At 44.5% G+C, this 14,799-nt stretch carries 15 protein-coding genes; 6 read left to right on the top strand and 9 right to left on the bottom strand.

Annotated features, from left to right (window positions below; translation table 11 throughout):
• Positions 1 to 330: 330 nt before the first annotated feature.
• Positions 331 to 795 carry an RNA recognition motif domain-containing protein gene (locus L2729_RS15900; RefSeq protein WP_248989145.1) on the top strand — a complete coding sequence of 155 codons (465 nt, stop codon included), beginning with the start codon at positions 331 to 333 and terminating at the stop codon, positions 793 to 795.
• 1 nt (position 796) lies between these two features.
• Here L2729_RS15900 and murI read toward each other — a convergent pair whose 3' ends face one another.
• Positions 797 to 1,603 carry a glutamate racemase gene (murI, locus tag L2729_RS15895; RefSeq protein WP_248989144.1) on the bottom strand — a complete coding sequence of 269 codons (807 nt, stop codon included), beginning with the start codon at positions 1,601 to 1,603 and terminating at the stop codon, positions 797 to 799.
• Positions 1,604 to 1,789: 186 nt separating this feature from the next.
• Between murI and trmA the strand changes: the two genes are divergently transcribed.
• On the top strand, positions 1,790 to 2,887 hold the full coding sequence (gene trmA, locus L2729_RS15890; protein ID WP_248989143.1) for a tRNA (uridine(54)-C5)-methyltransferase TrmA: 1,098 nt from the start codon (positions 1,790 to 1,792) through the stop codon (positions 2,885 to 2,887).
• Between the two features lie 221 nt (positions 2,888 to 3,108).
• Here trmA and fabR read toward each other — a convergent pair whose 3' ends face one another.
• Positions 3,109 to 3,723 (bottom strand): HTH-type transcriptional repressor FabR, encoded by a 615-nt coding sequence (gene fabR / locus L2729_RS15885; protein ID WP_101091913.1) that lies wholly within the window; start codon positions 3,721 to 3,723, stop codon positions 3,109 to 3,111.
• Between the two features lie 140 nt (positions 3,724 to 3,863).
• On the opposite strand from fabR, the gene L2729_RS15880 reads away from it, so the two are divergent.
• The 3 genes from L2729_RS15880 to mnmH all read left to right on the top strand — a co-directional run bounded on the left by L2729_RS15880 (position 3,864) and on the right by mnmH (position 7,269).
• Positions 3,864 to 4,970 (top strand): acyl-CoA desaturase, encoded by a 1,107-nt coding sequence (locus L2729_RS15880; RefSeq protein WP_248989142.1) that lies wholly within the window; start codon positions 3,864 to 3,866, stop codon positions 4,968 to 4,970.
• Between the two features lie 164 nt (positions 4,971 to 5,134).
• Positions 5,135 to 6,172 (top strand): selenide, water dikinase SelD, encoded by a 1,038-nt coding sequence (selD, locus tag L2729_RS15875; RefSeq protein ID WP_248989141.1) that lies wholly within the window; start codon positions 5,135 to 5,137, stop codon positions 6,170 to 6,172.
• Entirely contained in the window at positions 6,172 to 7,269 is a 1,098-nt protein-coding gene (gene mnmH / locus L2729_RS15870; protein ID WP_248989140.1) for a tRNA 2-selenouridine(34) synthase MnmH, read from the top strand. The genes selD and mnmH overlap by 1 nt, the downstream gene beginning before the upstream one ends.
• A 51-nt stretch (positions 7,270 to 7,320) precedes the next feature.
• Here mnmH and L2729_RS15865 read toward each other — a convergent pair whose 3' ends face one another.
• The 3 genes from L2729_RS15865 to nudE form a co-directional block, all read right to left on the bottom strand.
• A complete protein-coding gene (locus tag L2729_RS15865; RefSeq protein WP_248989139.1) occupies positions 7,321 to 8,979 on the bottom strand; it encodes an MFS transporter in 1,659 nt (552 codons plus the stop codon).
• Between the two features lie 106 nt (positions 8,980 to 9,085).
• Positions 9,086 to 9,901, bottom strand: coding sequence for a 3'(2'),5'-bisphosphate nucleotidase CysQ (gene cysQ, locus L2729_RS15860; RefSeq protein ID WP_102039015.1), 816 nt, complete (start codon positions 9,899 to 9,901; stop codon positions 9,086 to 9,088).
• A 41-nt stretch (positions 9,902 to 9,942) separates the two neighbouring features.
• Complete coding sequence (gene nudE / locus L2729_RS15855) at positions 9,943 to 10,497, bottom strand: ADP compounds hydrolase NudE (RefSeq protein WP_248989138.1); 555 nt, start codon at positions 10,495 to 10,497, stop codon at positions 9,943 to 9,945.
• Positions 10,498 to 10,595: 98 nt separating this feature from the next.
• On the opposite strand from nudE, the gene yrfG reads away from it, so the two are divergent.
• Entirely contained in the window at positions 10,596 to 11,273 is a 678-nt protein-coding gene (gene yrfG / locus L2729_RS15850; protein ID WP_248989137.1) for a GMP/IMP nucleotidase, read from the top strand.
• 64 nt (positions 11,274 to 11,337) lie between these two features.
• Here the strand turns inward: yrfG and L2729_RS15845 are convergent, their stop codons facing one another.
• From L2729_RS15845 to gspK, 4 genes are read right to left on the bottom strand one after another with little or no spacing between them, the layout of a single operon-like run.
• Positions 11,338 to 12,096 (bottom strand): type II secretion system protein N, encoded by a 759-nt coding sequence (locus tag L2729_RS15845; RefSeq protein WP_248989136.1) that lies wholly within the window; start codon positions 12,094 to 12,096, stop codon positions 11,338 to 11,340.
• 9 nt (positions 12,097 to 12,105) lie between these two features.
• Positions 12,106 to 12,582 carry a type II secretion system protein M gene (locus L2729_RS15840; protein ID WP_248989135.1) on the bottom strand — a complete coding sequence of 159 codons (477 nt, stop codon included), beginning with the start codon at positions 12,580 to 12,582 and terminating at the stop codon, positions 12,106 to 12,108.
• A gap of 1 nt (position 12,583) precedes the next feature.
• Complete coding sequence (gspL, locus tag L2729_RS15835) at positions 12,584 to 13,774, bottom strand: type II secretion system protein GspL (RefSeq protein ID WP_248989134.1); 1,191 nt, start codon at positions 13,772 to 13,774, stop codon at positions 12,584 to 12,586.
• A 44-nt stretch (positions 13,775 to 13,818) separates the two neighbouring features.
• Positions 13,819 to 14,799, bottom strand: a complete 981-nt coding sequence (gene gspK, locus L2729_RS15830; protein WP_248989133.1) for a type II secretion system minor pseudopilin GspK — start codon at positions 14,797 to 14,799, stop codon at positions 13,819 to 13,821.

Here is a 14,799-nt window from a genome sequence, read left to right as displayed (position 1 = left end):
AACTCTCTAACACCGCTGCAAGTCCCGTACTACCTAAGTAGTTGGCCTGCTGTGCCGTGTCAGTGGGTGCGAATTATAGGGAATTCCTCAGCAAGCGCAAGTGCTTTTTTACAAGAAAATGTTCGCTTGCCTAACTTTTCACCAAGATGTCTATTTGTGCGCATTTATCGCGCTTTTTACGACAATAAATCTGCCTATAAAGGAAGAGAATGTAGATAAAGTTCATTTTTTCAGCAACACACTAGTGTATTGGCTAATAATTCATTACCATAAGCAAGTTATTAACAGTTAGTTATCGATCCATTCATTTACACTTCAGAGATTATATATATGCAGAAGTCATTCTTTATCGTTTTAGCCGTTGCCATTATTGGTGCATTAGCTATTTTTCAGATCGCTCCAGATCTAAACGCTTCCATTGCTTTCTTTACTGGCGCTATCATCGCAAGCGTTATCTTTTCTATTCAATCTAAATCAGGAACGTCTGCTGTTGCCAGTAACGAACCTTACACTGGTCCTACTATGACCTTATATGTAGGTAACCTGCCATACCGTGTTCATGAAGGTGAAGTGAAAGCTTTATTTGGTGAGTATGGTCCGGTCAATTCAGTCCGCTTAGTACGCGATCGTAAAACAGGTCGCCGTAAAGGCTTCGGCTTTATCGAGATGTCTGAAGCTGGCGCAAAGAAAGCAATGTCTAAGTTAAACGAATACGATTTTCAAGAAAGAACATTGAAGGTTCGTGAGGCTAAGTCTCAAGATTCAGATGCTGATAAAGCAGAAAGCCAGGCATAGCCTAGCTAAGGTGTGTTGAGGAGTGTGGTTCTATTTTAGTGAACCCCTCTTCAACTAACCTTTCTCTCAACCCTACTGCAATATCATCCGTCGTATACACTGCACTGTAATTTACACACCTTTTGTCATCTGATATAACCGCCGTATTATCTCCCAGTAAATAAGCTACCCGATCCGCTACCGCCTTACCCGAATCAAGCAAAGTGATGTGATTGCCTAGTACTTGCCGTATCTCAGCTGCCAGTATAGGAAAGTGGGTACAACCTAGCACTAAGGTGTCGAGTGCCGATTCTCGGATAGGGGTGAGCAGCAAAGTAAGCTTGGCCATATCGATAGCGATTCCTGCTAGTTTTGCTTCAGCCAACATCACCAGTTCAGACGAACCAAATAGCTCGACTTGACAATCTTCAGCAAATGCCTCAATTAGCTCCTTTGTATAAGGCCGTTTAATCGTACCTGGAGTAGCAAGCAGCCCAATATGTCGCTGTATTGATATTTTTGCTGCGGGTTTAATTGCTGGTACCACGCCAACAATCGGAATCGATAACCGCTTTCTTAGTATAGGAAGCACTAGGGTGCTGGCTGAGTTACATGCAACCACCACTATAGCGGCATTAATTCGCTTAGCATGTTCGCAGATAAGTGAAACGCAGCCGATGATCAGTGGGGACTCTGCTAACTCGCCATAAGGTAGACGCGCATTATCAAATAAGTAGCAACAGTCCTTGTCAGGTATCAGTGTTCTGATCTCATCCAGAATCGATAAGCCACCAATTCCTGAGTCAAAAATGAGAATAGGTCCAGACAAATGCGTGCTCCACTATTTATGTAAATACGTTCATACCGCTGCGTGGTTACGGTAACTCCCAGCAGAATTGACTATTTTGCGTTAAAATTTTCCCACAAGCTAGGTCTAATAGGGAAGGGAAACTGGACATCCCAGCTATCTAGTATAATATTCCGCCCCTAATTTAATGCTCACGGTGATCAAAATATGAATTTAGCAGCAATGGACCCTTCAACCTATGATGTGCAACTCGAAGCAAAGCGCGTCAAGCTAAAGCAGCTATTTACCGATTTTGATACTCCAGAGCTTGAATCGTTTGGTTCTGAGCCTGCCCATTATCGCATGCGTGCTGAATTTAGAATGTGGCATGAAGGTGAAGACCTCTACTACTATATGTTCGATAAAGCACTTGATAGTAAAGTACGTTGCGATCAGTTCCTCCCAGCAAGTGAACTTATTAATAAAATGATGCCTGCTTTGGTTGCACTATTAAAGCCAAACACTATTTTGCGTCATCGCTTGTTCCAAATTGACTTTCTATCGACGTTAAGTGGTGAGATTCTAGTATCACTGCTGTATCACAAGCAGCTCGATAGCGAATGGGAAGAGCAAGCTAAAATTTTAAAGCAAACACTGAGTAGCCAGTTTAACGTCAACTTAATTGGCCGTGCTCGCAAGCAAAAGCTTATCTTTGATAAAGACTTCGTCATCGAATCACTTAACGTGGCTGGCGAACAGCTGCAATATCATCAAATTGAAAACAGCTTTACGCAACCGAACGGCAAAGTGTCAGTCAAAATGCTTGAATGGGCAATTGATGTTACTAAGAACAGTACCGGTGATCTACTCGAGCTTTATTGCGGCAACGGCAACTTTTCTATCGCGCTAGCACAAAATTTTGAACGAGTATTAGCAACAGAATTAGCTAAACCATCGGTTGAGTCAGCTCAATATAATATTAAAATTAACAAAGTAGATAATTTGCAGATCATTCGCATGTCTGCTGAAGACTTTACCGATGCAATGGCTAAAAAGCGCAGCTATCGACGTTTAGAAGGTATCGATCTCGACGGCTACAACTGTAATACCATTTTCGTTGACCCACCTCGTGCCGGGCTCGATGACAACACGGTTAAATTAGTCCAAGGCTATGAGCGTATCATTTACATCTCATGTAATCCCAATACACTATTAGACAATCTCAAAGAGTTAAGTAAAACGCATAAGATCACTCGATTTGCGTTATTTGATCAGTTCCCTTACACCGACCATATGGAGTCTGGTGTTTTTCTTGAGAAAAAGTAACCTCACCCTTTATTAAACAAAAACGGCATCCAAAAGGATGCCGTTTTGTTATTTATGCCAATATAATTAAATAAGTGAGCTCGTTATTAGCCTGAATAAATGGGCTTATACTGGCGTGAATTGCAATCACCAGTTGTTCTATTGATAAAGCTCACCGCGTCGTAAAACGCATTTTAGCCATAAAGAATGGCCCGATATTTAATCCGATTGGTATAAGTTAGCTACTTATGATCTCTTTTACTTTGTAAAGCATCTGCACCTTTAGCAATCATATGCAGTTGAATCACTAAGCGGTCAGCGAGTACCTTACGATCAGTACGTTTCATATCCAATGCTGCGGCGCCGGCATTAAACACCAAGGTAACCAAAGCTTCTGCCTGTGCATGAGCTAAATCTGGTGACCTATGAGCTGTAGCTTCCGTGTAATGTGCAAGTTCAGAGATAAAATGCTCTATTTCACGTGCTACTGCTGCTCTAAAGGGAGCTGAGGTGCCAGATCGTTCGTGCAATAGAATACGGAACACGTTTGGATTCGACTCCATCACTTCCATGAAAGTTTCAACTGAGATTCGAATGACACTCCCACCTGCCTCTGCACGTTGACGCCCTTTACGCATCATTTGTCGTAGTGTCAGTCCACCTTCATCTACCATGGTCAAGCCCAGTTCATTCATATCTTTGAAATGACGATAGAATGAGGTTGGAGCAATATTGGCCTCACGCGCAACTTCGCGCAAACTTAGGCTAGAAAAGCTACGTTCAGCGCTCAACTGATTAAACGCTGCATCGACCAGCGCCCGACGCGTCTTCTCTTTTTGTTGTGCTCTTATGCCCATGTTGCACCTACTCACAAAAATTATATTTCGAATAATAACGCTTTTTTACACAAAACGCAGCATCAACAAACTTGACCCAAGTTCTTATCCAAGTTAAATTAGCGTACAGCTGTACGCTCAACTAGAGATTATTAAAAATAATGAAAAAACCTCCTATTCTTTGGATGAATGTGAGTCTATTTACCATCACATTTGCCTCCGCTGTGTTATTCGTTCCTTGGTACGGTATTGCCCATGTCTTTGAAGCCATTGAATGGGTTGCCTTTGTCGTACTGGCCTTTGCTAGTGGCCTGTCGATCACTGGTGGCTACCATAGACTCTGGTCTCATCGCACTTACAAAGCACATGCTTCAGTGCGCTTCCTATATGCTCTTGGTGGAGCTTTAGCGCTACAAAACAGTGCGCTGCATTGGTCATCAGATCATCGAGTTCACCACAAGCATGTCGATAACAACGACAAAGACCCTTATTCCGCTAAAATGGGATTTTGGTATAGCCATATCGGCTGGATGCTACGAGAATATCAATCTCAGCGTTACCACGATTACAAGAATGTGCGTGACCTACAGAATGATAAAATTGTGATGTGGCAGCATAAATACTACCTACCCTTACTGATTATTATGAATTTTGGCCTACCCATTTTGCTCGGTTGGTTAAATGGCGACATCCTCGGCATGTTGCTACTTGCAGGCCTGCTGCGCTTAGTGGTTGTGCATCACTGCACTTTCTTTATCAATTCGCTTGCCCATATTTGGGGTTCACAGCCGTATACCGATAAAAATACCGCGCGTGATAACGGTTTCATCGCCTTATTAACCTACGGCGAGGGTTACCATAACTACCATCATATTTTTGAGAACGACTATCGCAACGGTATTCACTGGTGGCAGTATGACCCGACCAAGTGGTTAATTGACGGTTTAGCCCTAGTGGGTCTGACTCATAGTCGCCGTGTGGTGCCACAAGAGCGTATTGAGAGCGCTCGCTTACAGATGCAGTTAAAACGCACTCAAAATAAAGTGGCTCATCTACCCAATAGCGACGAAATAGTCGAAAAGCTACAAGCTGAATATGAAACATTGAAAGCACATTTAGTTGAATATTACGACGCTAAAAAAATATTACTCGAAGCCAAACGTAAACAACTTGCAGATAGAGACCTTATGACGCGAGTCAAAGAGTTAAAACTTCGATTCAAGCAACAGCAGAAAAGTTGGCACAGTCTGACGGCCAGTTTCAGCTAACGTAATTAACGCCACTCAATAGAGTGGCTTTTTTTTATCTACATTGCGGTCTTGTCAGTAAGATAGCGCTTAAGCATCAACTTACCTCATGACTTCATTGAAGTCATAAGGTGATGGGTCTATGATGATCGGCTAATTAGCTTCTTTTAGGGCGTTTTAAGCTCATGTCAGATCAACAAATCAAACTTACCGAATACAGCCACGGCGCTGGTTGCGGCTGCAAAATTTCTCCGAAAGTGCTTGGCACTATACTCGCAACTCAGCTGCCAGTATTTCACGACCCTAAGTTGCTTGTGGGCAACCAAACGCGAGATGATGCCGCGGTTTACAAACTGAACGATACCACTGGTATTATCAGCACCACCGACTTCTTTATGCCGATTGTTGATGACCCATTTACATTCGGACGCATTGCCGCGACCAATGCAATAAGCGATATCTATGCAATGGGCGGTACCCCTATGATGGCGATAGCTATTCTGGGCTGGCCAGTGAATAAATTACCCGCAGAAGTGGCGCAACAAGTGGTTGATGGTGGCAGACAAGCCTGTGCAGATGCGGGCATCATGCTTGCCGGTGGCCACAGTATTGATTCGCCTGAGCCTATTTTTGGTTTGGCCGTAACCGGACAAATTCCGCTTGAAGAGCTAAAACAGAACAGTACAGCAAAAGTTGGTGACAAACTTTATCTGACTAAACCACTCGGTATCGGTATTTTAACCACTGCGCAAAAACAGAAAAAGCTCGCTGATGCTGATCTCAATACTGCAGCAGAGGCAATGTGCCAACTCAACGTCTTGGGCCCTGATATCGCAAAGATCCCACAGGTAAATGCACTGACAGATGTCACTGGATTTGGCTTAGCAGGACATCTTTTGGAGATGTGCCATGGTGCAGAACTGGGGGCGAAAATTGATATTAGCTTGTTACCCTTGCTCCCCAATGCACGGCACTATTTAGAAATGGGCTGCATTCCTGGAGGCACTCACAGAAACTTCGACAGTTATGCTGAGCACTTACCTCCATTAACGGACGAGCAAAAAGCAATTATCTGCGATCCCCAAACAAGTGGTGGTTTACTGATCTCTGTTTCGGCTGACGGTGAAGCGACGCTACAAAAATTGCTTACCGATAACGGCGTAGCACCTATCTGTATCGGCCAACTCGTCGAGAAAGCTGCGACCACAGTGGAGCTTATCTAATGCCACTCAACATTGTGAGCGCAACTGAGTACAGACGAATACTCGTCAGTGATCACCCTATAATGGATGTGCGAGCACCTGTTGAATTTGACAAAGGTGCCTTTCTTGGCAGCACTAATCATCCGTTAATGGAAGATGAAGAGCGCAAGCTTGTCGGCACCTGTTACAAGGCGAAAGGCCAAGAAGCGGCTATAGCACTTGGGCACTCACTTGTGGGCGGAGAGATTAAACAGCAAAGAGTTGATACTTGGCTGCGTTTTTTCAGCGAAAATCCTAATGCTTATCTGTACTGCTTTCGTGGCGGGTTGCGCTCTCAATTAACCCAGCAATGGTTAAAAGAGGCTGGCATTGACGTCCCCTTTATTGAAGGGGGCTACAAAGCGATGCGTCAATTTTTGATTGAAACTATCGATAACGCACCGAGCCAAAAGCCAATGTTAATCCTAAGTGGGATCACCGGCAGCGGTAAGACTGACTTTTTATTAGCCCGCAATGATGCGGTCGATCTAGAAGGTATTGCGCATCATCGTGGTTCAAGCTTTGGCCGTTACCATGAACCTCAACCAACGCAGATTAACTTTGAAAACGCACTCGCTGTGGCACTCCTAAAACATCAAGACAGCGACGCCAAACACTTGCTACTTGAAGATGAAAGTTTTCTCATTGGCCGCTCTGCATTACCGAAACCTTTCTATAACGGGATGCAAGCAGCAAATGTCGTTGTGCTAGAGGAGCCATTAGAAGCCAGACTGACACGCTTGCTCAACGAGTATGTGCACAAAATGCATAGCGGATATATTGAACGTTTAGGTGAAGAAGCTGGCTTTACTGCCTTTGCTGAGTATCTTGCTGCGAGTATCACTGGCATACAGAAACGCCTTGGTGGCAAACAACATGATGAGTTCCAAGCGATTATCACTAACGCGCTAAATATTCAACGGAGTCGCGGTGATACCCAAGCCCATTTAGAATGGATTGAACTGCTTCTTAGCATATACTACGACCCTATGTACAAATATCAAATAGATAAGAAGGCTGAGCGGATTTTGTTTAAAGGTACCCACGCCGAAGTCCATCAATGGTTAGATGCGATCTAATCATCAACATAGCGTCAATCGATTATCTTGCATCCTCTGCAAGTAATCGATTTATCGCTTCGAAAAACTCACCTCTACCAGCCCTCTTAGTCCATCCGTTTGCTGATGCTCGATACTGCACTTGAGCCTGTTGGCATGAGCTGTTGAGTGCTGGGTGTTGGCTCCCGCAAGACAGACCAATACCGAGTTAGTGGAGGCTGAGTCATCCCACCGCCGCTGGTTAACTATATACCCCACTAAGCCTTTTTGACTCACCTCTAACGGGTCCGTAATAAAATACACGGGTCGATTAAACAGACCGTCAATGACCAGTAATGCTCGCCAATTTATCGAGGATAACTCGATGACCAACGGCGCGGTGTAGTCCTGCAACAATGGTTCAAATTCGACTTTATTGACCACTTTCACGCGATTCAATACTCGACGCATCCCATAACTCAATGTGCTCACCACCAATTCAGGCCAGCGTCCTAATAACAGTAAAAGCACTAATACATTGCCACAAGCGAGCAGTAAAAATAGCTGTTCTATCTGCCACTGCAATCCATTTAATATCGATATGGCGAAAATAGCCGATGCCACCATAAAGAGCGCATTAATGATGTTATTACTGGCGATAGCTTGTGCACACTCACTTTCATCAGCACGAGACTGAATAAAGGTATATAACGGCACGATAAACAAGCCACCACCCACCCCTATCATTGAGAGATCAAACATCAAACGATAGTGACTAGCATCAGCGACAAAGGCACTGATATCAAACACGGGATCTGACGCTAACACCACTGGTAACGCCATCGTCAGATCAATACCAAAGTAGCCGAGTAAAATAAGGCCGATGGGAGCCACACCTAACTCAACCTGTTTGAATGACAAGCGCTCACACACAAAAGACCCCACACCGATCCCCACTGAAAATAGTAACAGTAGCAAGGAAACCACAGTCGGATCGGCATTAAGCGTGATCCTCGCAAAGTTGGGGATCTGGGTTAAGTAGGTTGCACCCACAAACCAAAACCAACTAATCGCCAAGATGGCTAACCAGATATCCGGCGTTTTTCTGGCCTTTATAATACTCACGACAGTAGCTGAGACAATCGAAAATTTGGGTTTTATGCTATTGAGTGTCGGGATATTAGGGATCATCCAACTGGCAAGCATACCGATCATCGACAGTATAAATACACTGCCAGCTGCCCAGTATGTTGCGTGCTCACTCGCAACAATCAGCCCTGCGGATAATGTGCCGATTAATATGGCTAAAAACGTTCCCATTTCAACCCAAGCGTTGCCCGATACCAGTTCATTCTCTTTCAAGACGCGTGGTAATAATGAGTATTTAACAGGACCAAAGTATGCCGATTGCGTTCCCATTAAAAACAGTAATAGCAGCATAACAACATAGCTATGGGAAATGATTGCGAACACTGCCGCCGACATAATCAAAAATTCAAGGGCCTTAAGGCGACGAATAAGTATCGCTTTATCAACACTATCGGCAATTTGGCCCGCATGCGCAGAAAAGAGTAAAAAAGGCAGAATGAACAGACCTGCGGCAAGGTTAACAAATAGATGAACATCTATAGGTAAAGCCTCGACTTGCGAGTAACTCACCATCAGTAACAACACATTTTTAAAGACATTGTCATTTAATGCCCCTAGGCATTGCGTCATGAAATAGGGCAAAAAGCGGCGACTAAATAGCATGATTTTCCTTTTGAAATGACTGACGAGACTTACAACTACACGACAATGACAAAATAAGTCCAATAAAAAAGCCATCACACTGTGATGGCTTTAATCTGCTGAACACTTAACTTTCAGCGGTAAGGATCTCGTCCCAGGCTAAATTCGGCGAACCAACGACAATGAAATTTGGATTCTCTAAACTTTCTCGCTCGTTATAGCTCAGCGGTTGCAGTGCAAGGTCCATAATCTGCCCGCCAGCCTCTTCAACAATAATCTGCGCGGCGCCAGTGTCCCATTCACCAGTGGGGCCTATGCGCACATAGCTATCGGCGCGACCTTCTGCCACTAAACAGCTTTTCAATGCCGCTCCACCGAGAACGACGAGTTCACAGTGCTTATTCTGATTAAACAGCTTAATCACCGACTGTGGATCTTGACGCCGACTGACCGCCAATCGCAATGGACTATTATCATCTTTGCCAATCTGACGACTACTGATGCGTAGATCATTACCTTTAACACGCTTATAAGCGCCTAATCCAGCAATCGCGTAATAACACACCTCAGTCATAGGCACATAAACAACACCCACGATAGGACGGTTATGCTCGACCAATGCGATGATGACCGAGAAGTCCCCACTACCTGCGATAAACTCGCCAGTACCATCAAGCGGGTCAACTAACCAATACCGTTGCCAGTCACTGCGCTGTGCGAAAGGGATATCAGCAGCTTCTTCCGATAATACTGGAATATCGGGGGTTAACTCATTCAACGCTTTGGTAATAATATTATGCGCTGCGATATCAGCCGAGGTAACAGGGGTGTTATCTGACTTTATCTCGCGATCATAATCACCTTTTTGGTAAATATCGCGGATTCTCTTACCCGCCACGGTGGCGATTTCAATGACTTGATCGATGTAACTCTCTGGCTTCATAACGACTCCAACAGCCTCACTACCCGAATATGTTTGTTGAACTACTTAAGTTGTAGATGCTTTTGCGCTAAAAATAAAGCACTTACACTACGTGACTCTGAAAAATCCTGCTCTTGTAATAAACTCAGCCATTGGTCAAGTGGCCACTTGACCAACTCTATCGGCTCAGGTTCATCCCCTTCCAGCTTACTCTGGTAAAGCTCTTCAGCCAGAAATATCTGCATTTTACTCGCAAAATATCCTGGTGCTAAGCTTAATTCCATCAAATGAGTCAGTTTTTTTGATCCAAAACCAATCTCTTCCTGTAACTCTCGGTTGGCAGCCTCTGCAGCGTTCTCACCCGGATCAATCAATCCTTTCGGAAAACCGAGCTCGTAACTGTGCGTGCCCGCCGCGTACTCTCGACCTAACAGTAGCTGCTTTTGATCAAGTACGGGCACAACCATTACCGCGCCACGGTTATTGCCTTTCATCCGCTCATATTGGCGTTCGACTTGATTCGAAAACCTTAAATGCACTTGTTCAATTTGAAATAATCGACTCTTGGCGACCACTTCAGCATGCAATATTTCCGGTTTAACATTCTTTTTAGTCATACACATCCCAGTGTTGATGCAGATAAATTAGCGAAATCAGTTACAATCTTACTATTCTATCCTCATTCCACAACCTGAATTTTTAGGATCAGCAAACTATGTTCCCATGGCGTGAAATTGATACCGTTCTACTCGATATGGATGGCACCCTGCTCGACCTTCATTTCGATAACCATTTTTGGCTAAATTTGATCCCCAAAGCGCTCAGTGAACAACGCAATATCACAGAGAAAACAGCAATGGAGTGGGTTGAGCAGAGTTACCAGAATGTAGAGGGGACCCTCGATTGGTACTGCTTAGACTATTGGGAACGGCAGATGGGGTTAGATATAATGACCTTGCATAAAACGCTCGTGGATAAGATCCAGCTACGCCAAGACAGCTTGCCGTTTTTATATGCGTTAAAGCAAGCAGATAAGCGCCGCATCCTGGTGACAAATGCCCACCCGAAAGGCTTAGCCCTAAAACTGCAGCATACAGACTTAGCACTTGGGCTCGATGAGATGATCTCTAGCCATGAAACCGGTTACCCAAAAGAGCATCCGTTATTCTGGCAGCAACTTTTTCAGCACTTTAACTTAGACCCAGCTCGCTGCTTATTCATTGATGATAACGAAGCGATTCTAGCAGCCGCGAAACTGGCAGGGGTGGGCTATCAATTAGGTGTCGCCAACCCCGATAGTCAGAAGCCAGTTAAACCCTTTAACGATTTTCCTGCGATAGCAGATTATCGTCACCTGCTAGACGAATTACTCGCCAGCGACAGCCTGATTTAAAGCGAGCTTGTCGATCTAAAAAGGGCACTATAAAGTGCCCTTTTTTAATAACAGTTAATAATGCCTAGATCGGCAACCGGCCTTGATAAGTAATAGGGTAATAGCCTTGGCTGTCTTTTTTACCTAAAAAGCCCAGCGCTTTTTTCAAATCATCCGGTTGAGTATTCACTTCACGAATTTTGGCATTTACCTGCATCATCTTATTGTCCGCCAATACGATGGTGCCATCTAAACCCAATCCGTTTAGCTTTTCATCAGTGGCTAATTGCACGTTACCATCGAGACAACTTAAGCCTAAAGCAATGTCACCGAGTGGGTAATTACCAAACTGATTGGTGACTTGTACCTTATTTAAAAATAGCTTACCGACTAGCTGCTCACACCAAGGTAATCCCTGCTCAAAGGTATTCACTAACGCACTAATATCACCATTGATTTTGGTCTTAAACGGTAAACGAGTCTTGCCAAGCAAGAAGTCACTTGGTGCGTCAAAACGCAAACCACTGACATCGAGTCCGCCAAATGAATAAGCCACAACGCCTTTACCATTAACTGCACTGCTGCGCGTACCGATACTTATATCAGCCTTAACCGTTCCGGTTAATAATGAAGCAATACTTAAATCCCATTGCACCTGTTCAACTTGACGTTTTTGCACGCTAAGCATATCAATCCTGCCAGACCAAATAGTACCCGACACACCATTGAGAACGATATTGGCTGGGATAGGGGCCAATTTAACGGCCATACTTGCAGGAAACAAAACCAGCAGGAACACCAAATAGATGAAAAAACCGAGCGCTATTTTTTTAACTAATTTCACAACAACATCCTACTTGGATAACTGAATTCGGCGAACATTTACAAAACCAGGCGTATCAGATTCTGCCAAATCGAGGCTCTCTAACGACAAGCCTTGATTTTGAACCAACTCATAAAGGTAGCTAAGCAAGGTTTCGAACGGAACTTCATCCATCCATACTTGGATTTTATTCCCTTGCGGCTGCATACGTGTAATGGTCAAACCAAAACTACCTGCGGTTTGGTTAACTGCTGCACTTAAGCTGCCTTTAAAAGCACTACCTTGGCTTGTCTGTTTCAAGCCGGCGATACGGTTAGCGGTCTTCTTTACATAATTTAGCGTACTAAGTTGCCCTTCAAGATTGAGCTGCGCATCATTTTCAGCGTTAGCTATCGGAGTCCAAATACCCCAATACAAAATACCAATCAATAACACGACACCACAAACACTGACCATCTGCTTTTCACGCAGAACCAGTCCAGCCCACCATACTTTAATGTTATCCATCTTATTTGCTCCTGATGGTTAAGGTGCTAGTGACTTCTGATTCACCGCTATTCATTGCGCCACCATCGAGCTTATATGAGCGAGAGATTATCTCTTTAAACTTTTCAATCTGATCGTAGCTCTTGGCCTTAACCTGCATGCGGATCTCGCTACGACTACTGTCAAAGCGCAATGAGGTGGGTTTTAAGTCCGTGACTTGAGCAAAGGCGACTTTTGTACCTTCTAGCATCGCAAAAAATTCACTACCACTGCCGCCGCCCTGCATCTTGCGAACATAGCTTTCCATTTGAGCCCGTAAATTAACGACTCGAGAACTGCCCGGAACCACTTGCTTATAAATCTGTTCACTTTGTAACTTTACGGCATCAGCTTTGGCATTCATCTGATGAATGTTGAGCCCTTTGTTTACCAGAGCCAACACCACAACCACGGCAAATACAACGGCGGTATTGCGCCATAAACTCAAATGCTTGCCATATTCGCGTTTAGGCTGATAAACACCTGACAGTAAATTCATTGGTGCATTCAGTATGCCCCGAGCCAATACCAGCATCGGGAGGTCGAGTGGCTGCTCTTTAATATCAACACCCGTCAACGTTAATTCGGTATAGCCTGCGACAGTGGTGGTGTTTACGCTATCAGCTAACAATTGTGGTAAAGCCACATCTAACCAGTCTTTATTAAGGCTAACACCACTGCTTTCACCTGTTCTAAGCAGTATATCTTGCCCAAAAGTAATGGCTGCCCAGTCACACTCAGCCAGCGGCAGTGCCAAACAATCAGGGACGATACACTTGGCTTTTAGCCCAGCTTCAGCTAGCCATTCAATCCAATTTTGCATCTGTTCGTGTGCCACGACAGCAATGCTGAGTGCGTCACCTTGGCGTGGGCCTACGACAAAATGAAGCTCATCAACATCTTGAGCTAAATTTTCTTCCAGCATAAAAGGTAGCGCTTTAATCGCTTGGCGCTGACCCTTTTCTGGCAGGTCCACTGCAGTCAATGTAATGCTAGAGGCCGGGACTAAAACGTCTACCGCACGGTTACCCGCTCTTTCAGTCAGAGTTGATAGCGCACTGGCATCACTCAGTTCACCAGAACCTATAATTTCTTGCTCCTGTTCAGACCAAACGAGCCACGAACATGGTTGCTCAAATGATTGCCCTAAACGGATGAATAATCTTTCACTCACTGATCTGTCTCCACGAGTCTCTTTAACTCATTAAAGGACTGTTGTTATTTTTGTCCGCCAAACTGCCGGGATAACACTTCTAGCGTTTTGCTATCGCCTTTGAGCACACTTTCAAGCCTAAAGACGGCGTTATCAACCTTGGCTCCCGCTTGCAGTAGGAAATAGCTACTGGTCACCCCAAAACTTGATTTAAGTTGTGCATCACTGGCTAGACTAGCGATAGAGGAGTTTTCCCAAAACTCGTCTATTTTTTCGTAGCCATCACCAGGGCGTTGGTTAATGATGCTTTCCGCTTCACCCACCGAAATTTTATTATCGAGCATGCCAGCAATCAGTGCCGCTTGCTCAACAGGGACCGTATTAACATTTAACACCATAGTGCTATTGCCCGGTACTGCACAGACATACGGCGCTATTTTCAGATAGATATCTTGGGTAAACCCCATCACCGCACGCAGTTCACTCTTATGGCTCAGCAAGGTATTAGCAGCACGATAAGGGACATTACGCGCCTCATAGTCTGCATCTTCTGCACCGTAAGGTCCTGCAGTCGTATCCTCATCGATATAATCTTTTAAGGTTTGCGCTAAGCGCTCGGCCGCAAAGTCATCCATACCCAGTGCCACTAGTAAGCCTTTAAATTGCACCGCGGGCAAAGGTAATTTTGGTTGACCATTTTCTACTGTCTTAGTCGTCTGTGATAATGCATTCAGGTTAAAGCATGACTGCATATCACTTATTTTACCGGCGATCTCCCCATTCTCTGCTGGAAAAATCACATCGGCTTGCGCCCAGTACTGTTGCATATGCACAGTATCAGAGTCTTCTAAATCTTGTTTTAAGACCTTCTTCGCGATCTCTTCAGCCGAGATGGCATACCAAAAAGCTTGATCGTATTGCGCCAAATTAATGGTGCGTCTAACAGATATCTGGTTTCTAGAGGTGATCTTGGTCGCCACTATTGCCACTATTGCTACAATCAATAACACGACAATGAGGGCGACTCCACGCTGCTTAGTCCGCAT

It is taken from the genome of Shewanella gelidimarina (assembly GCF_023283945.1).
GTDB lineage: Bacteria > Pseudomonadota > Gammaproteobacteria > Enterobacterales > Shewanellaceae > Shewanella > Shewanella gelidimarina.
The sequence above is the reverse complement of the archived record's forward strand: the minus strand, read 5'-3'. Positions and strand labels throughout refer to the sequence as shown.